General features: G+C 30.4%; 17 protein-coding genes and 1 tRNA gene. 16 read left to right on the forward strand and 2 right to left on the reverse strand.

From position 1 onward, the window contains the following. Positions 1 to 7: 7 nt before the first annotated feature. On the reverse strand, positions 8 to 583 hold the full coding sequence (locus tag ELQ16_RS08035) for an adenylate kinase (RefSeq protein ID WP_134239037.1): 576 nt from the start codon (positions 581 to 583) through the stop codon (positions 8 to 10). Next, positions 580 to 2331, reverse strand: coding sequence for an aspartate--tRNA ligase (gene aspS, locus ELQ16_RS08040; RefSeq protein ID WP_134239038.1), 1752 nt, complete (start codon positions 2329 to 2331; stop codon positions 580 to 582). Before aspS ends, ELQ16_RS08035 begins: the two co-directional genes overlap by 4 nt. Positions 2332 to 2421: 90 nt before the next feature. Between aspS and ELQ16_RS08045 the strand changes: the two genes are divergently transcribed. From ELQ16_RS08045 to hypF, 16 genes are all read left to right on the forward strand, one after another. Beyond that, on the forward strand, positions 2422 to 3282 hold the full coding sequence (locus ELQ16_RS08045; protein WP_134239039.1) for an NAD(+) kinase: 861 nt from the start codon (positions 2422 to 2424) through the stop codon (positions 3280 to 3282). After that, on the forward strand, positions 3282 to 4805 hold the full coding sequence (locus ELQ16_RS08050) for an AAA family ATPase (protein ID WP_134239040.1): 1524 nt from the start codon (positions 3282 to 3284) through the stop codon (positions 4803 to 4805). Before ELQ16_RS08045 ends, ELQ16_RS08050 begins: the two co-directional genes overlap by 1 nt. A gap of 74 nt (positions 4806 to 4879) precedes the next feature. Continuing rightward, positions 4880 to 6115: a diguanylate cyclase gene (locus ELQ16_RS08055; protein ID WP_134239041.1), complete on the forward strand. Its 1236-nt coding sequence runs from the start codon at positions 4880 to 4882 to the stop codon at positions 6113 to 6115. Next, positions 6106 to 6912 carry a TatD family hydrolase gene (locus ELQ16_RS08060; protein WP_134239042.1) on the forward strand — a complete coding sequence of 269 codons (807 nt, stop codon included), beginning with the start codon at positions 6106 to 6108 and terminating at the stop codon, positions 6910 to 6912. Before ELQ16_RS08055 ends, ELQ16_RS08060 begins: the two co-directional genes overlap by 10 nt. Beyond that, positions 6912 to 8039, forward strand: coding sequence for a lytic transglycosylase domain-containing protein (locus tag ELQ16_RS08065; protein ID WP_134239043.1), 1128 nt, complete (start codon positions 6912 to 6914; stop codon positions 8037 to 8039). The genes ELQ16_RS08060 and ELQ16_RS08065 overlap by 1 nt, the downstream gene beginning before the upstream one ends. Further along, positions 7984 to 8811, forward strand: a complete 828-nt coding sequence (locus ELQ16_RS08070; RefSeq protein WP_134239044.1) for a septal ring lytic transglycosylase RlpA family protein — start codon at positions 7984 to 7986, stop codon at positions 8809 to 8811. The genes ELQ16_RS08065 and ELQ16_RS08070 overlap by 56 nt, the downstream gene beginning before the upstream one ends. 1 nt (position 8812) lies before the next feature. Further along, positions 8813 to 9301 (forward strand): HAD family hydrolase, encoded by a 489-nt coding sequence (locus ELQ16_RS08075; RefSeq protein ID WP_134239045.1) that lies wholly within the window; start codon positions 8813 to 8815, stop codon positions 9299 to 9301. A 17-nt stretch (positions 9302 to 9318) separates the two neighbouring features. Continuing rightward, positions 9319 to 9795, forward strand: coding sequence for a hypothetical protein (locus ELQ16_RS08080; protein ID WP_134239046.1), 477 nt, complete (start codon positions 9319 to 9321; stop codon positions 9793 to 9795). Then, the gene (gene lptA, locus ELQ16_RS08085) at positions 9780 to 10241 is read left to right on the forward strand and encodes a lipopolysaccharide transport periplasmic protein LptA (protein WP_134239047.1); all 462 of its coding nucleotides are present in this window, start codon (positions 9780 to 9782) and stop codon (positions 10239 to 10241) included. Before ELQ16_RS08080 ends, lptA begins: the two co-directional genes overlap by 16 nt. Continuing rightward, on the forward strand, positions 10238 to 10825 hold the full coding sequence (gene yihA, locus ELQ16_RS08090) for a ribosome biogenesis GTP-binding protein YihA/YsxC (RefSeq protein WP_134239048.1): 588 nt from the start codon (positions 10238 to 10240) through the stop codon (positions 10823 to 10825). The genes lptA and yihA overlap by 4 nt, the downstream gene beginning before the upstream one ends. Next, complete coding sequence (locus ELQ16_RS08095) at positions 10825 to 11319, forward strand: hypothetical protein (protein WP_134239049.1); 495 nt, start codon at positions 10825 to 10827, stop codon at positions 11317 to 11319. The genes yihA and ELQ16_RS08095 overlap by 1 nt, the downstream gene beginning before the upstream one ends. After that, positions 11319 to 13118, forward strand: coding sequence for a penicillin-binding protein 2 (mrdA, locus tag ELQ16_RS08100; protein WP_134239050.1), 1800 nt, complete (start codon positions 11319 to 11321; stop codon positions 13116 to 13118). Before ELQ16_RS08095 ends, mrdA begins: the two co-directional genes overlap by 1 nt. Beyond that, the gene (locus ELQ16_RS08105; RefSeq protein WP_134239051.1) at positions 13118 to 13645 is read left to right on the forward strand and encodes a rhomboid family intramembrane serine protease; all 528 of its coding nucleotides are present in this window, start codon (positions 13118 to 13120) and stop codon (positions 13643 to 13645) included. Before mrdA ends, ELQ16_RS08105 begins: the two co-directional genes overlap by 1 nt. A 572-nt stretch (positions 13646 to 14217) precedes the next feature. Beyond that, a tRNA-Gly gene (locus ELQ16_RS08110) sits at positions 14218 to 14292 on the forward strand. Positions 14293 to 14421: 129 nt separating this feature from the next. After that, positions 14422 to 15945: a hypothetical protein gene (locus ELQ16_RS08115; protein WP_134239052.1), complete on the forward strand. Its 1524-nt coding sequence runs from the start codon at positions 14422 to 14424 to the stop codon at positions 15943 to 15945. After that, the gene (hypF, locus tag ELQ16_RS08120; RefSeq protein ID WP_134239053.1) at positions 15926 to 18112 is read left to right on the forward strand and encodes a carbamoyltransferase HypF; all 2187 of its coding nucleotides are present in this window, start codon (positions 15926 to 15928) and stop codon (positions 18110 to 18112) included. The genes ELQ16_RS08115 and hypF overlap by 20 nt, the downstream gene beginning before the upstream one ends. Positions 18113 to 18133 lie beyond the last annotated feature (21 nt).

Raw genomic sequence — 18133 nt, forward strand, 5'->3', positions numbered from 1 at the left:
TTTCTCCTTATGAATTTTGAATTTTTTTGATTAAATCTTTCATATCGGCGACAATCACTTCAATCGTTCTTTCGCCATCAATCACAAAGTGTAAATTTTTGCTTTGATAAAAAGAAATGATTTCTTCTAAAGGTTCGGTATAAACTTTCATTCTGTTATGAAACACTTCTTCATTATCATCAGCTCCACGGTTTCTTCCTAAAACACGATCTTTAGCTACTTCTTCGCTTACTCTAACTTCTATAACGCCTTTAAGACAAACTTCGTTTTGCTTACTTAAAACTTTATCAAATTCTGTCATTTGCTCTACGCTTCTTGGATAACCATCAATAATAACGGTTTTTGTAGGAGCAACTTTGAGTGCTGAAACGATAGTATTTACCACTACTTCTAAAGGTACTAAATTTCCTTTGGAAATAAAGCCATCTATGGTTTTGCCAAGCTCACTTCCGCTTGCAACTTCAGCTCTTAAAAGATCGCCTGTAGAATAATGTGTGATATTTTCATCAGCCTTTGCGATCAAACTCGCATCGGTGGTTTTTCCGCTACCTGGCGCACCTATGATTAAAAACAATTCTTTCATTTTATATTCTCCCTTAATTTTAGTCCCAATTCTCTCATTGCTTCATTGCTTGGTGCACTTGGTGCGTCTGTCATTAGACATTGTGCTCTTTGTGTTTTTGGAAAAGCAATCACTTCTCTAATGCTACTTGCACCAGTTACTAGCATAATTAGCCTATCAAGTCCTATGGCAATGCCTCCATGCGGTGGTGCACCAAAGCTTAAAGCGTCAAGTAAAAAGCCAAATTTTTCTTTTTGCTGTTCCTCATCAATGTTTAAAAGCTTGAAGACTTTTTGCTGAATTTCGTTTTTATGTATTCTTATGCTTCCACCGCCAAGCTCGATGCCGTTTAATACTACATCATAAGCAATGGATGAAATTTCTTCTAAATCGCTTTCATCAATATTTTTTGGCATAGTGAAAGGATGGTGCATTGCAGAATAACTTCCATCATCATTTTGTTCAAACATAGGAAAATCAACAACCCATAAGAATTCTAAAGCATTTGGATCAATTAAATTTAATTCCTGTGCTAAGAAAATTCTAAATCTTCCCATATAATCAAGTACGGTTTTTTTAACTCCTGCGCCAAAAAAGACTACATCGCCCACTTCAAGTTCGCAACGCTTAGTAAGTTCGTTTAAATCAGTCTCATCAAAGAATTTGCAAAGTGGGCCTTTAAGTCCATCTTCTTTTACTTGTATGAAAGCTAGACCCTGTGCACCAAATTTACGCACGAATTCTTCAAATCTTTGCATTTGTCTTTTTGAAAAAATCGTATCACCTTTTGGAACGCGTAGGGCTTTAACGCGGTTTTTCTTGCCATCTTTAGCAATATTTGCAAAAATTTCATTGTTTGACTTAGCAAAAATATCAATCACATCAATAAGCTTTAGATCAAAACGTAAATCAGGCTTATCGCTTCCGTAATTTTCCATTGCTTCGCGATAAGGCATTTGCCTGAAAGGAGTTTGAATTTCTTTACCGCAAGCTTTAAAAATATCTTTTAAAAAGATTTCAGCTACACTCATCACATCTTTTTGTTCGCAAAAACTCATTTCCACATCAATTTGCGTAAATTCAGGCTGACGATCCGCTCTTAAATCTTCATCTCTAAAACATTTTGCAATTTGAAAATAGCGATCAAAGCCACTACACATTAAAAGTTGTTTAAAAAGTTGCGGACTTTGTGGGAGGGCATAAAATTCACCTTGATGAACGCGAGAAGGCACTAAATAATCTCTTGCTCCCTCAGGGGTAGCCTTTGTTAAAATTGGAGTTTCAACTTCTAAAAAACCCATATTAGCTAAAGAATTTCTTGCCGCTATGCAAGCTTTAGAACGCAAAGCGAAATTATCGTAGAGCTTAGGATTTCTTAAATCTAAAAAGCGATACTTAAGACGCAACTCCTCATTCACACTTTCATCGCCTATGCCAAATGGTGGTACTGCACTTTCGTTTTCTATGGTAAGTTTATTCACTACCACTTCTATTTCCCCTGTTTTAAGCTTAGGATTTGTCAGTCCTTCGCCACGAGGACGAATTTTTCCTTCGGCAATTAAAACAAATTCGTTTCTAGTGCGAGATGCGATTTCATGAGCTTCTTTGCTATCTTTTGGGTCGCAAACAAGTTGAATAAGACCGCTACGATCCCTTAAATCAATGAAAATCACACCGCCATGATCGCGGTAGCTATTCACCCAACCACAAAGTTTTACAGATTCTCCTATGTTTGCAGAACTTAAGTCTGTATTGTAATGACTTCGCAAATTTTTTCCTTATTTAATAAAATTTCAAAAATAACTTAAAATTATAGTATGTTTATTCTTTTGCTTAGCTAAGATTTGTTATAATTTTTTATGCAAAAAATAATTGATTATAAGAATATTAAAAAAATAGGGCTCGTAACGCGCCCAAATTCGAAACTAGACAAAGAGATTTTGAGCTTAAAAGAAATTTTAGAGCCAAGAGAAGTGGAGCTTTTGCTTTTAAAAGGAAGTTCTAAAGACTTAGAGTTAAAAACTTATGAATTAGATGAGCTTTTCAAAAAAAGTGATTTTATGATTTCTTTAGGAGGAGATGGGACTTTAATTTCACTTTGCAGAAAAGCTTATGAGTATGATAAGGCGATTTTAGGTATTCATGCTGGAAAATTAGGTTTTTTAACGGATTTTAAAGTTGAATACGCTAGAGAATTTTTTGATGATTTTTTTAAAGGGAATTTTAGAGTTGAAAAGCCTTTTATGCTAGATATTACATTGAAGGATAAAAAGGGAGAAGTAGTTCATAAAAATGCCTTTAATGATATTGTTTTTTATAGAAAACAAAGCTTGTCAATGGCACATATTGAAGTGTATCGTAAGGGTAAAATTTTTAATGAATATTTTGGCGACGGTTTAATTATTGCTTCGCCTGCAGGTTCAACGGCTTACAACTTAAGTGCAAATGGACCTATAGTTTATACTTTGGCTGAAGTTTTTGTTTTAACTCCTGTGTGCTCTCATTCTTTAACACAAAGACCTATAGTTTTACCGCGTGGTTTTGAACTTGAAGTTGGAGCTAGAGATTGTATTTTTAGTATCGATGGACAAGAGAATTTTAATGTCGATGAATTTGAAAGTATCAAAGTAGGTTTGAGTGATAAAAATGTCGCATTGATCCATCCTAAAAAAAGGGATTATTTTCAAATTTTAAAAGAAAAATTAAATTGGGGTTCTTAATGATTAATAGAATTTTGATGAAAGATAATTTAAGTTTTACAAAAGCTGAACTTGAAATTTCAAAAGGGCTTACGGTATTTACGGGTTTAAGTGGAGCTGGAAAATCAGTGCTTTTTAAAGGAATTTTGTCTGCTTTTGCTTTGACTGAGAGTGAGGCTAAATTTGTGGAGCTAGAGCTTGATGATGAATTAAATTTAGAAGAATACGGTATAGAGAGCGAAGAGGATAATGTTTTTAAGCTTTTAAAAGAAAAAAATACAAAATATTTTATCAATAACCAAAGCATAGCCAAAAAAAGTCTTCAAAATTTAAGTAAAAGTTTTGTGAAATATTTAAGTGCAAAAGAAAACAATGAATTTAGTAATGAAAAATTTTTAACGCTTTTAGATGCTTTAGAATGTGATAAAAATCCTAAATTTGCGAAATTAAAAGATGATTTTATAAAAGAATTTGAGCGTTTTAGCGCTGCAAAAATGGAGCTTGAAAAAATCATTAATGAAGAAAAAAAGGTAGAAGAACTTAAAGAACTTGCACAAAATCAGATTGAAAAAATTTCAAGCATTAATCCCAAAATAGGCGAATATGAAGAGCTTTTAAGTCTGAAAAAAAAGCTTTCAAAAAAGGATAAATTAGAAGAAGCTTGGGCTAAGGCGAGTGGAATTTTTGAATTCGAACAAGCTGTTGTAAATGCTTTGAATTTAAGTGAGGTTGATGGCGAATTTTTTAGTGAGTGTATGAATGAATTGCGTGTGATTGCCGAAAATCAATCTTTGGAAGAACTTGAATGCGATATTGAAGTCATTTTAGATAGGATAGAAAAATTATCTTTTCTTGTAAAGCGCTATGAGAGCATTGAAAATGCTTTGGAGGTTTTAGAAAATAAGAAAAAAGAATTGGAGCATTATGAAAATTTAAGTTTTGAGAAAAAAGATCTTGAAAAAAAACTTGGTATTTTGGAAAAAAACTTAAAAGAATATGCTAACTCTATCACTCTTGCCAGAAAAAATAATTTAAAAAAATTACAAAATTATCTTAATGAGTACTTGAAAAATCTTTATATGAAAGAAGCAAATTTAGAGCTTATCGAGTGTGATAAAATTTCGATTTTAGGGCAAGATGAGATTAAACTTAGTATCAATGAAGCACAATTAAAAAATTTAAGTTCCGGAGAGCTTAACCGCCTAAGACTTGCTTTTATTGCGACAGAATGCAAAATTTTAAATTCGGGAAAAGGCATTATATTTTTAGATGAAATTGATGCCAATTTAAGTGGAAAAGAAGCCATGAGTATTGCTAAAGTTTTAAATGAGCTTGCTTTGTTTTATCAAATTTTTGCCATTTCTCATTTGCCACAGCTTTCATCTGCAGCCAATAATCATTTTTTAATCGAAAAAAAAGGCAAAGAAAGTTTTGTTAAAAAATTACAAACACAAGAACGGGCTTATGAGCTTGCAAGAATGGTAAGCGGGGAAGTTGTAAGCGATGAGGCTTTGGAATTTGCTAAAGCTTTATTAAAAAATTAAGTTTTTTAAGTAGTAATTAATGTTATACTTCCGAAAATATAATGAAAATAACTTAATTGGGATTTTTAGTTTTTATGAATAAAATTTTAGTTGTAGATGATAACAAAACTCTTGCAAAGCTTTTTGCTAAGAAGATAGAAGCGGTTTTGGAATTTAGCTTAGATGTTGCATTTGATATTTCGCAAGTGCAAGAGTATATCGCTAAAGAAAAATATATTTTATGCTTGTTGGATGTACATTCATTTCAAGCTCAAGAAGAATTAGTGAATTTGTGTTTTAAAAATAAGATTCCAAGCATTATTTTAATTAATGATTATAATGAGAAAAAATATACGCATTTTTGGGAAAAACAAGTTGTTGATTTTATCATTAAAGATGATTCTTGTGTTGAAAAAATTATAGAAAGTATTGCTGATTTTTGCAATTATCAAAAAAGAAAGATCATTTTAGCACTTTGTAATAATAATGAAAGAAATGAAATTAAAAATTTTTTAAATAAAAAGGGATTTGAAATTTTAGCTGCAGCACATGGCGAAGAAGTTTTGAATTATTTAGAATTTCATCCAGATGTAAAAATGATTATTTGCGATACTAAAATGCCTGTAATTAATGCTTATGATCTTTTAATTCATATTAGACAAAAATACAATCAATCAGAGCTTGGACTTATAGTATTAAATGATGATAATGATGCCGAGCTTAAGCTTTTAAAGCAGGGTGCAAATGATGTTTTAAATAAGCCTTTTTCTATGGAGTTACTTTCATATAAAATAATGCAAAATTTTAAAAATATGCAAAATTTAGAGCTTGTAAATAAGTATTCAAATTTAGATTCTATTAGTGGGTTGCAAAATTCTCAAGCCCTAATGAAAGAATTAGAAAAATATTTTTATCATCTTAAAGAATATCAAGAAGAATTTGCCTTTGCGTTTCTTGATATTGATAAACTTAAAACTATTAATGAAGAATATAGCTATGAAATAGGAAATAAAGTTATCAAGCAATGTGCTAAAGAATTAATTAGCGAAACTAAAGGACGTGATATTATAGGGCGCTATTCGCCTGAAAAATTTTGCATTTTATTAAAAAATATTAACAATGAAAGAGCAATTAAAATTTTTTCTCATATTCGGGTGAATATCAAGAGTACAAAAGTTGCTGATTTGCTTGATGATTTGTATTTTAGTGTTTCTATAGGGCTTTGTTTTGGGAATACGCAAAGTTCTTTAAAAGAGATGATGCAAAAAGCAGAAAAAGCTTTATTTGAGGCGAAAAATAATGGAGGAGATAGGGTAGAGGTATGTTTTTAGGACTAGATTATAAAAATAGTGAGAGTATTATTGATACACATTGTCATTTAGACGATGAGAGCTATTTTGGGGATTTAGATGAAATTATAAAACATTCAAAACAAAATAAAATTGAAAAAATCATTATTCCAGGCGCCGATTTAAGCCATTTAAGTCGTGCCAGAGAAATTTCTTACAAATATGATTATGTTTATTTTGCAGCAGGCGTTCATCCCTATCACTGCGATGAATTTGATTTAGAATATCTTAAAAAATATTCTTACGATGAAAAATGTGTGGCTATAGGTGAATGCGGTTTGGATTATTTTTACCTAAAAAGCGAAAATGAGAGTGTAAAGCAAAAACAAAAAGAGATTTTTAATATACAACTTGAACTTGCTCGAGATACCAGAAAGCCAGTGATTATTCACAGTCGTGATGCCAATGATGATACTTATCAAATTCTAAAAAAATATGCTAAAGATTTAAAAGGTGGGGTGATTCATTGTTTTAATGCAAGCGAACATTTATTGCGTCTTAGTGATGAAGGATTTTATTTCGGGATTGGCGGGGTTTTAACCTTTAAAAATGCAAAAAATTTAGTTGAAATTTTGCCTAAGATTCCAAAAGACAAGCTTTTATTGGAAACTGATGCGCCTTATCTTACTCCAACGCCTTTTAGGGGTAAGCGTAATCATCCCATTTTGACGCATTTGGTTGTAGATAAAATGTCTGAAATTTTAAATATAGACCGTCAAGAATTGATACAAATTTGCACTAAAAATGCTAATGATTTGTTTTTTCAAGGAGTAAAATGATGAAAAAAATATTATCTATTTTAACTATTGCTTTTAGCATTAAGGCAGCTATTTTTACTCCAGAGCACTATCAAAAACAAGTAGATATTTTAAGAAATTTAGATATAGATCCAAGTTATATGAGTGATTTAATTTTTTTAGAAGATAAAAATCTACTTGAAAATACACATGGAGGAAACCTTCAAGCCTTAAAGTCTTTTGATTTTGCACCTTCAATACGCAAAATGATTTCTCAAAAAGAGATGCCAGAAGAGATTTTGTATTTAGCGATTGTTGAATCGGGTTTAAAAATACATAGCACTTCAAGCGCTAAAGCTGTAGGTATTTGGCAGCTTATGAAACCTACGGCGAAAAGTTTTGGTTTAAGAATTGATCCTTATGTGGATGAAAGACGAGATCCTTTTAAATCCACTCAAGCTGCACTTGAATATCTTAAACAACTTAAACAAGAATTTGGAAAATGGTATTTGGCTATTTTGGCTTATAATTGCGGACACGGCAAGTTAAGACAAGCTATTAATGAAGCAGGAAGTGATGATTTATTTGTTTTGGTTGATCCTGAAAAAAGATATTTACCTTTAGAAACTAGGATGTTTATTAAAAAAATCATTACTTTGGCATTTTTGGCTAATAATAGTGATTATTTGCTTTCAAATAACGCGGCTTTATTTAATTATGCCTTATTTAATAATTTTGTTGAAATAAAAGTGCCTTCAGCGGTAGCTTTAAAGGAAATTTCTGATATGATAGAGCTTGATTTAAAAACCTTTAAACGCTATAATCCGCAGTTTAAATATGATTTTACTCCACCCGATAAAGAATCTTATGTTTATATTCCTATCGATAAATTGGCACTTTTTAAGGAAAAATTTGATCCTAAAAAAATGACAAAGGTGGATACCACTATTCCAAAAACAAAAATTTATATTGTAAAATCAGGAGATTCTTTGTATAAAATTGCAAAAAAACACAAAATCAGTGTTGCAACTATAAAAGAATATAACGAGCTTAAGGGTTCGCATCTAAGCATTAATCAAAAATTGGTTTTGCCTATAATGAAGGAGAAAAATAATGATAATTATCAAGCAAAAAACAAAAATAAAGACACTCATATCGTTAGCCGCTAGTTTTAGTATTTTGGGTTTTAGTGGCTGTTCTAGTTTTGTTTCAAGCACACCAAGCGTGTATTATCCAAGTAGAGATTTTAAAACAAATACTAGTACACCAAGTGGCGCAAAAGGCACTATGAAGCCTTATACTATTAATGGAAAAACTTATTATCCAACAGTGGTTGAAGTGGGGGAAGTTGCTGATGGTGTTGCGAGTTGGTATGGACCAGGTTTTCATGGAAAAAAAACATCAAATGGCGAAACTTATGATCAAAATGGTCTTACAGCAGCGCATAAGACTTTGCCGATGAATACCATGTTAAAAGTGACTAATTTAAATAATCAAAGACAGGTTATCGTAAGAGTAAATGATCGCGGTCCTTTTGTGGCAAATCGTATTATAGATTTATCCAAAGGTGCGGCCAGTGAAATTAATATGATACAAACAGGCACAGCTCCAGTAAGACTTGAAGTTATAGGCTTTGCATCAGGAGCAAATTCAAATATTATCCATTCAAATGCAAATACAGCAGGTGGAAATATTACTCATAATGGACAAGTTTATGAGGGTGGTAAATTTATGGTTCAAATTGGAGCTTTTAAAAATCCAGAAGGTGCAAATTATATTGCAGGCAAATATAAAACTTATAGAACTTATTCTTCAGTTGTTAAAAAAAGTTCTATAGACGGTTTAAATAGAGTATTTTTAACAGGATTTAGAAGTGAAGAAGAGGCTAGAGATTTTGCGAGCAGTGGAGCATTTAGTGGAGCATTTGTCGTAAGGGAATAAAATGATAGAATTGATTATTTTAGATATTGATGGCTGTATGACAGATGGAAAAATCATCTATACTTCAAGCGGTGAAGAAATAAAAGAATTTGATGTTAAAGATGGTGCAGCCATTGAAGCTTGGCTTAAACTTGGTAAAAAAATAGCCATTATCACAGGTAGGAATTCAAAATGCGTAGAACTTCGCGCAAAGGCTTTAAAAATAGATTTGCTTTATCAAGGAGTAAAGGATAAGCTTGCTTGTGCTAAGGAAATTTTGGCAGATTTAAGGCTTGAATTTAGTCAGGTTGCTGCTATAGGAGATTATTATAATGATTTAAAATTGCTTGATGCGGTGGGTTTAAGTTTCAAACCCAATGACGCACATGAGGCTTTAAAAGTAGATTTTACTTTAAATCAAAATGGTGGAAAAGCGGCCGTAGCGGCAATGATAGAAAAAATTATTGATATAAATAATATGCAAGAAGAATGGAATAAACTTTGGTTATAAAAATCTTTGGGATTTTGATGAGTTTATTTGCTATTATTTTGGCAATCTTAGGCACTCAAGATCCTTATATGTTTAATTTTAAGTCTTATAATTTAGATATAAAAAATATTCAAGCTAATGAAATTACTGTTTATGAGTTGAATTCAAGTTCGGTAAATTCTAGTTTTATGGCATTAAGTTGGAGTCGCTATAAAGATAAAGATGTTTTTTATGATTTTAAAGCATTTTATCCTGATTATAATGTAAGTAGTTTGGTTTTAAATATTTTTGAAGATAAGGCCGAGTTTCAGGGAAATGTAAATTATGAAGATATTAATCAAACTCGCATCAATGCGCAAGAAGTTTTTTATAATATTAAAGATAAAAATATTACCAGTGATAAGGAATTTTATGTATATAAAGGCACTGATATTATTTTCGGACAAAAATTAGAATACGATATGATAAATAAAAAATTAAAAATAATGGGAGCAAAAGCGTGGCTTGGCGAATAATAATTTTATTGTTTTTTGGGATTTTTGGTTTGAAGGCAGCGCCGGTTGAAGTAACGGCTATGAATTTTTTTTCAGATGAAAATAGCGGACAAAGCATACTGAGTGGAAATGTGTTCATTAAAAAAGAAGGAGATGTGTTAAACTCGGATAAAGTGGTTATTTACACAGATAAAAACAAAAAACCTATAAGATATGAAGCTACTCAAAATGCTCGTTTTGAAGTGAGATTGAAAGATAAAAGCTATAAGGGAAGTGGCGATAAATTTATTTATTATGTGAATTCTGATATTTATGAAATCATAGGCAATGCTTATATTATCGAGCTAGAAACCAAAAGAAAAATTTTTGGCGATAAAATTATTGTAGATAAAAAACAAAAAATTTATAAGGTAGAAAGTTTTAATAAAAAACCTATAAGATTTGTTTTTGATGTAGAAGAAAAATGATTTTAAGTGCCAAATTTATTACTTCAGCACCAAAATTTACTTATGAGCTTTTAAGTTCTCATTCTCAAGTGGCTTTTTTGGGGCGTTCTAATGTTGGAAAAAGCTCTTTAATTAATGCCTTGTGCAAACAAAAACAATTGGCTAAAAGTTCAAGCGTTCCAGGTAAAACCCAGCTTATAAATTTTTTTGAAGTTTTATGTAAAAAAGAGGAAAAATTTTCTTTAATTTTTGTGGATTTACCAGGATTTGGTTATGCAAAAGTTTCGAAAAATTTAAAAGAAATTTGGAATAAAAATTTAGATGAATTTTTAAAGCTTCAAACCAGCATTAAGCTTTTTGTGCATTTGATAGATTGTAGGCATTTTGATTTAGATATCGACACAGAAGTTGATATTTACTTAAAAAGCTTTCTTCGAGAAGATCAAAAAATTCTTAAGGTTTTTACTAAAATAGATAAATTAAATCAAAGTCAAAAAGCCAAGCTTAAAAAATTATATCCAGATTCTTTATTTGTATCAAATTCAAAGAAAATAGGATTGGAAATTCTGGAAAAAACCATTATTGATAAGGCTTTGGGCTTATGATGGAAAAAAAATATAAAAGCTATGATAATGCTTCTATTGTTGGTTATATTGTTTTACTTGGCTTTTTTGTTGTATATCAAATTTTTACTTCAATTTTTGCCTACATGCCTATTTTATTTGGAGTGCTTTTTTGTTATATGTGTTATTTGCTAAAAGAGCAAGAAAAAAGCTTATATCAGCTTGATTTTAGGTGGTATTTTGCTTTAGCTTATTTGGTATTTATAGATATAGTGCATAATTTTTATATTTTTTCATCTTGGATTGCTTTTTTTGTTTTTTATTATGTTTGCGCGGATTGGATAAAAACAAATTTAAAAATTGGAAAATTAGTTCCTGTGATTTTTGTTGTTAATGCTTATGTTTTTGTTTATTTATTTGATGCGGTTTTGTCTTATATTGATAATAAAAGCATTAAAGATTTAAGTTTTGAATATTTGATTTTTATTATTATAGAATCTTATATTTCTTATGTGTTTTTTAAGGATAAGTTGTAATGAGAATGCGCGTAGTGATAATTTTTATTATCATATTTTTTATTTTGCTTTTATCAAGAATTTATTACTTAAGCATTAAATCAAATGTATATTATGAAGAAATGGCGCAACAAAACGCTATTAAAACACAGTTTCTTGCTCCAGTGCGAGGTGAAATCTCGGATGCAAATGGCAAACTTTTAGCGACCAATGATTTGGGTTTTAGTATCTCAATTAAGCCATATTTAAGTTTAAGAAAGTCTTCGTATGCTCTTTTAGAACGCGAGATCGAGGAGCTAACAAATACTTTTAAAGATTTAAATGCTACTGTGCTTTATAGAACCTATAAAAAAAATGACTCTTATTATAATCAAGATTATGTAGAAGTTGTAGATTTTATAGATTATGCGACTATGATACCGCATTTTTCAAGATTGAATTTAAGGGAAAATATCAGAATAAAACCAGCCGTAAAAAGACAATATCCCTATAAGGCTTTAGCTAGTCATATCATTGGTTATGTTGGTAAAGTAAGCTTAAATGATATTAGCGAAAATGAAATTGCTAAACTGACTAATTACATTGGAAAAAGTGGGGTAGAGCTTTATTATAACGAAGTTTTGCAAGGTGAAAAAGGAGTAAGGCAAGTTAAGGTAAATGCTTTAAATCAAGAGCTTGGGGAGCTTTTTTATAAACAGGCTAATTCAAAAGATATACAATTAAGCATTGATATAGAGTTACAAGAATATCTTGCTAAACTTTTTTCAGATAACGCTGGAACAGCCATTGTAATGAATTTAGAAGATGGTAGCATTTTAGCAGCAGGGAGTTTCCCAGAATACGATCTAAACCCTTTTGTTACAGGAATTTCTGTAGCCGAGTGGAAAAAGCTATCCAATAGCCTTGATCATCCTTTTACCAATAAATTAGTCAACGGTCTTTATCCTCCTGGTTCGGTTGTGAAAATGGGTGTGGGTTTATCTTTTATGGGACAAGAAAATATTAATGCCTCTACCCAATTTTTTTGTTCAGGCTCTATAGAGCTTGGTGGCAGAAATTTTAGATGTTGGAATCGTGCAGGACATAAACAAGTAGATTTAAAATCTGCCATTAAGGGAAGTTGTGATGTGTATTTTTATGAGGCTGGACTTAGGGTTGGCATTGATCAAATCAGCTCCATGATGAGTCGCATAGGTTTTGGGGTAAAAACTGGAGTAGATTTGCCTAATGAATTTGTGGGAACCGTACCAAGTAGAGAATGGAAAATGCTTAAATTTAATCAACCTTGGTATCAAGGAGAAACTTTAAATACTAGCATAGGACAGGGTAATTTTTTGGTTACTCCTATGCAAGTGGCAAAATATACCGCTGCCATAGCTAAAGGCGTAGAGATTACTCCTACTTTACTTAAAAGTATTGATAATAATTTAACTCAAAGTAAGCAAAAAGAAGAAATTTTCAATATTTTTGAAAAGTCCCAACTTCCGCTTATCAGACAGGCTATGTATGAAGTGGCAAATGAGCAAGGTGGCACAGCCTATCGCTATTATAAAGATCTTCCTTTAACTGTAGCAGCCAAAACAGGAACAGCCCAAGTGGTTGGATTTTCTCAAGCCGAAAAACAAAGGATAAAAGAAGAGGATTTTAAATATTATTTAAGATCGCATGCGTGGATTACAAGTTATGCACCTTATCAAAATCCTAAATATGTAGTTACTGTTCTTGTCGAACATGGAGGACGCAGTCTTTCTGCAGGTCCTATAAGTGCTAAAATTTATGAAAAACTCATTGAAATGGGTTATTTACAAAGGAAAAATTAATGGCGGTCATTGTTTTAATTGCTATAAATATTTTATGTTTTTTACTTATTTCTAGTGCTTATAATGCTTATTTTGGTCTAAATCTTTTAATGCTTGAAAAGGCTTATTATTGGCAAGTTTTAAGCTCTATGTTTATCCATGCAAACTTTACGCATTTGATTTTAAATATGATGGTTTTGTATCAATTTGGCAGCATTTTAGAAAGATGGCTTGGAGCTATGAAATTTTTTGTTTTGTATTTTTTGGGTGGTTTATTGTGTTCTTTGCTGAGTTTTGTTTATATTTATTTTGAATTTACAATGACTCAAGAAGTTGTTAATGTTGTTGGAGCTAGTGGGGCAATTTGTGTTTTGATGGGTTATTATGCTTTTTTAGATAAGAATAGCTTAAAAGGTTTGCTTATTGCCATTTTACTGATAAGCTTTTTGCCTTTGTTAATGGGTGTTAATATTGCTTGGTATGGGCATATTTTTGGTTTTGTTTGTGGATATATTTTGGCTAGAACTGGTTTTTTGCAAGGAAGATAGTATTGTTTTAAAATGCACGAAATTTAACTCTGTATAATTTTAAACTTAAATTAGTCAAAACTCACCTATTAATCAAGGAAAAGTTTATATAAATAGGGCTTATTTGTGTTAAAAATTATAAAGATTTATGATTCTTAAAGAATTTATAGCTCATAATATTATTTTGCCTCAGTAAAATTAATACACTCAAGTTTTAAGTTATAAGCCCTGCTATATAATACGCCTTGAAAAAAAGATGATAAAAGTGCTAAATGTTCTGAGTGGATATAGCAACACAAAGAATCTTTATGCATTACAACTATTTTTAATAACCAACTTTTTAAATAGATCCTTCAGTCGCCTTGTTCCTTTAGGATGACAAAAGTCGCTTAGTGCTTTTGTTTTACTTAGAATCGCAAAATTACTCCTTTAGGATAACAGAAGATGTTATTTATTATTTAGGAGATGAAGAATTGCTTAAATCCCTCATCAAAGACTTAGAATGGTGTGTAGCACTTGATAAATTTGTCTGTCTAAAAGTATATACTTCAAATATTTTTAAGTTTATTTTGATAAAATTAGAACTTTATTTTGCGGGAATAGCTCAGGGGTAGAGCACAACCTTGCCAAGGTTGGGGTCGCGAGTTCGAATCTCGTTTCCCGCTCCACTTTTTATTCGATTTTTTTCATCTAATTTAAAAATTTAACATCTATTAAGTAAAAGCTTTTGAAAAAACTAAGACTTTTTAAGCTCATATTTGTTACTATAAAAATTTATTTTAAAAAAAGGTAACAAATTGGTTTTAAATTTTAGTTTTGAATACACAGTAGATAATGATATTTTTGAATATATTTTGCAAAATTATGCTAAAAATTATACATATAATTTTACAAAAAATCAAAATACTTATAAACTTCAAATTAAAGGTAATGAGCAAGAACTAAAGACTTTTTGTGATTCTTTGCAAAACATAAGTAATAGTATTTTTTTAAGGAAATTTGATGTGAGTACAGGCGAAGATTTTGATATTTTTTGCAATTTTAAAGAGGAAAAATTTACTAAATTTGCTTATTTGACACATAAAAATTCAAGCACTTATGCAGAAAAAAAAGAACTTCTAAGCAATGAATGGGGCGTGTTTTGTGAGTGTGAATTTTCAAGTGATTTAAATGAATTTTATAAAATCAATGAAGAAAATTTTAATGATTTGCTAAAAAAAGCCTTTGATTTGTTAATTCAAGAAAAAGGTATTTATCTTAAAGATGATAAAGGTATTTATAAATTTGCTTTATTTAACAATAAATTTGATTGTGATTTTTTACTACCTTGTGATATAAAAGCGATCAATTCAATTTTTATTTGTTCTAACGAAAATTTAAAACTTCTTGCAAGTTTGGAAAAGCCTTTGATGAAATTAAGATTAAATGTTATGTTTAGAAAAAATCACAATCTTGATTTTAGTGATTTTAAACTAAGGCTAGCAAAGGATTTATTTAGCTTTGCCTTAGGACTTAAACTTTTTCAAAATGAGTATAAATTTTTAAGTGTTAAAAAAATTCAAGATTATCAAAATGATTTTGAAATTATGAGTTTAGATGATAATATCGTCGTTTTGGAGGGCTTTGAGTTTATTAACCCAAAAGCTAAAGAGCTTATTTTTTCAAAAACTGATAAAAATATGGCAAGAATTTCTTATATTTTAAGTCGTTTTGATGAAAGGGCTTTGATTTTAGAACTCAGTAAAAATTATGATGATATTTTGCTTGTAAATAAAGAGTTGAATTTACTTAAACTTTCTTTACCAAAAGATTCTAAAGAGCTTTACGAAGAAATCAGAAAAGATGAAATTGGCGCAAGGCTTTTAGAAAATTTTGCTAAAGAATTTCCGCTTTTAGATGAAAATTTCGAGCTAAAAAATAATTTTTATTCTTTGCTTGGTTTGGTAGGTAGGGTATTAAATTTAGATCAAAATGTGAAAAAAGCCACAGATGCACTTTTAAAAATTGCCGATGAGTCAAAAATGCCACGCGGAGTAAAGATTGATTATCGCTTAAAAGAAGATAAAAGCTTTGATTATACAAGGACTTTGCGTTCGGTTATGAGTTTTATGTTGGCTGGAGTTGATAGCGCAAATATTGCTTATGGAGCGGTGGAGAGTTTGGCTTATTTCTTACGCGATGTGTATGATGATTTAAGAGAGAAAAAGCAGTGCGATATGGCTGTTGTTAGTGGATCTTTGTTTGAGCATAAAGCTTTACTTAAAAATACTTTAAAACACCTTAAAAATTGTCAGTTAAGCGATGTGCCACTTTGGATATAAGATAAGAATTTCGGGGCTTGTTCAAGGGGTAGGCTTTCGCCCAAAAGTTTATGAAATAGCCTTAAATTTAAAGCTTTTTGGAGAGGTTAAAAACGATGGTTTTGGTGTGGAAATAATTCTTTCTTGTACCAAAGAAAAATGCGAAAAATTTATTTTTTTATTAAAAGAAAATTTACCCCCTTTAGCAAGGATAGATAGCATTGAAATTTCACAAGTAAAGCTAAAAAAATACGACAATTTTGGCATAACAAATTCGCTCCAAAATGCTAAAAGTGTGCCAATGCTTAGTGATTTTGCGCTTTGTAATGAGTGTAAAAAAGAATTTTTTGATGAAAAAAATAAGCGTTTTTTGTATCCTTTTATTACTTGTACACATTGCGGGCCAAGATTTAGCATTATAAAAAACCTTCCTTATGATAGAGTAAATACGACTATGGATAAACTACCTATGTGCGAGTTTTGCAAAAGTGAATACGAAGATCCTAAAAATAGGCGTTTTCATGCACAACCTATCAGTTGTCCTAAATGTAAAATAGATGTTTTTTTGAAAAATAAAAAGGGCGAAGTTTTAGTCCATGATGAAAAGGCTTTTGTAGAATGTGCTAAGCTTTTAAAGCAGGGCAAAATTTTAGCCATCAAAGGAATGGGCGGCTTTCATTTAATGTGTGATGCAAATAATGAAAATGCTTTAAAAGAATTAAGACTTAGAAAAAATCGTCCTAAAAAGCCCTTTGCTTTGATGTGTGAGAATATAAATGAGGCTAAAAAACTTTGTTTTATTGATGAAAACGAAGAAAAACTTTTAAAATCTATTTTAGCGCCTATTGTGATTTTAAAAGCCAAAAAAGCTTTTTCTTTAATCGCACCTGATGTTGATAAACTGGGTATTATGTTAGCTTATACTCCGCTTCATCTTTTACTTTTTAAACATTTTAAAGGCATTTTAGTTGCTACAAGTGCAAATTTAAGTGGTGAAAGTATTATAAAAGATGAGAAAAATTTACTTTTAAAACTTGGCAATGTTTTTGATTTTTATTTAGACTATAATAGAGAAATTCATAATGCAAGCGATGATAGCATAGCACAAGTTATAGATGGAAAAACTATGTTTTTACGCACTTCAAGAGGCTTAAATCCTACATATTTGGATTTTAAAAGTGAAAAAAACGGCACTTTTTTAGCTTTGGGGGCTGAACTTAAAAATGAATTTGTAATTTTTTATAAAAATAAACTTTTAATTTCTCCTTATATTGGAGATCTAAAAAGTGTTGATGTGCATGAGAGATTTTTTTCTTTACTTGATTTTTTTAAGCAAAGTTATGATTTAAAATTTGATCAAATTCTTTGTGATAAGCACCCAAATTTTAGCTATGCAAAAGAATTTCAAAATACTTATAAAATTCAGCACCATTACGCACATTTTTGTACTGCTTATTTTGAGTATGAAAAAGAATTTATCAAAGATGAAAAAGCACTTGGTTTTATCTTTGATGGCACGGGTTATGGCGATGATAAAAGTATTTGGGGTGGTGAAATTTTCAAAGCTAATTTAAAAGAATATGAAAGAATTGCGCATTTTAAAAGCTTTAAACTTATTAATAGCGATATAAAAAATATACAAAATTTAGCCTTAAGTCTTATTTGGGCGTATGATTTAGAAGAAAAAGCTTCGCATTTTTTAGCAAAAATTCCTAAAATAAAACTAGAAAATCTTAAGAAAATTTATGAAAGTTCTATACTTCAAACAAGTTCTTTAGGACGCATAATTGACGCTTTTGGGAGTATAGTTTTTGATATAGAAAAAATTTCTTACGAAGCACAAATCGGGCTGATGTGCGAAGCATTTTATGATGAAAATTTAGACTTTTCTTATGAAATTTTGATTAAAAATGGGGAAATTGATTTTAAAGAATTAATCATGGGTGCATTGCGAGATGATAAGACAAAGGCAATTACAGGAATGTTTAATGCCTTGGCAAATTTCATTGTGGAATTTAGTAAAAATTATGATTTAAAAGTACTTTTAAGTGGCGGGGTTTTTCAAAATAAAACTTTGCTTGAAATTTTAAAAGCTAAAAATTTTAACTTTTTTGTGCCTCTAAAATTTCCTTGTAATGATAGCTCTATAGCCTTAGGACAAATGGTGCATTTTTTAAAAAAGGATTAAAAAGACTAAAACTCATTAAAT

The organism is Campylobacter sp. US33a (assembly GCF_004378855.1).
In the GTDB taxonomy this organism is placed as follows: Bacteria; Campylobacterota; Campylobacteria; order Campylobacterales; family Campylobacteraceae; genus Campylobacter_D.

Bases quoted from the DNA above. Each gene is read 5' to 3' on its own strand.
- ELQ16_RS08105 (WP_134239051.1), top strand. From the start codon at position 13,118: ATGGCGGTCATTGTTTTAATTGCTATAAATATTTTATGTTTTTTACTT.
- ELQ16_RS08075 (WP_134239045.1), top strand. From the start codon at position 8,813: ATGATAGAATTGATTATTTTAGATATTGATGGCTGTATGACAGATGGA.
- ELQ16_RS08045 (WP_134239039.1), top strand. From the start codon at position 2,422: ATGCAAAAAATAATTGATTATAAGAATATTAAAAAAATAGGGCTCGTA.
- ELQ16_RS08060 (WP_134239042.1), top strand. From the start codon at position 6,106: ATGTTTTTAGGACTAGATTATAAAAATAGTGAGAGTATTATTGATACA.
- ELQ16_RS08095 (WP_134239049.1), top strand. From the start codon at position 10,825: ATGGAAAAAAAATATAAAAGCTATGATAATGCTTCTATTGTTGGTTAT.
- mrdA (WP_134239050.1), top strand. From the start codon at position 11,319: ATGAGAATGCGCGTAGTGATAATTTTTATTATCATATTTTTTATTTTG.
- ELQ16_RS08080 (WP_134239046.1), top strand. From the start codon at position 9,319: ATGAGTTTATTTGCTATTATTTTGGCAATCTTAGGCACTCAAGATCCT.
- hypF (WP_134239053.1), top strand. From the start codon at position 15,926: ATGTGCCACTTTGGATATAAGATAAGAATTTCGGGGCTTGTTCAAGGG.
- ELQ16_RS08050 (WP_134239040.1), top strand. From the start codon at position 3,282: ATGATTAATAGAATTTTGATGAAAGATAATTTAAGTTTTACAAAAGCT.
- ELQ16_RS08055 (WP_134239041.1), top strand. From the start codon at position 4,880: ATGAATAAAATTTTAGTTGTAGATGATAACAAAACTCTTGCAAAGCTT.
- ELQ16_RS08065 (WP_134239043.1), top strand. From the start codon at position 6,912: ATGAAAAAAATATTATCTATTTTAACTATTGCTTTTAGCATTAAGGCA.
- ELQ16_RS08070 (WP_134239044.1), top strand. From the start codon at position 7,984: ATGATAATTATCAAGCAAAAAACAAAAATAAAGACACTCATATCGTTA.
- yihA (WP_134239048.1), top strand. From the start codon at position 10,238: ATGATTTTAAGTGCCAAATTTATTACTTCAGCACCAAAATTTACTTAT.
- ELQ16_RS08035 (WP_134239037.1), bottom strand. From the start codon at position 583: ATGAAAGAATTGTTTTTAATCATAGGTGCGCCAGGTAGCGGAAAAACC.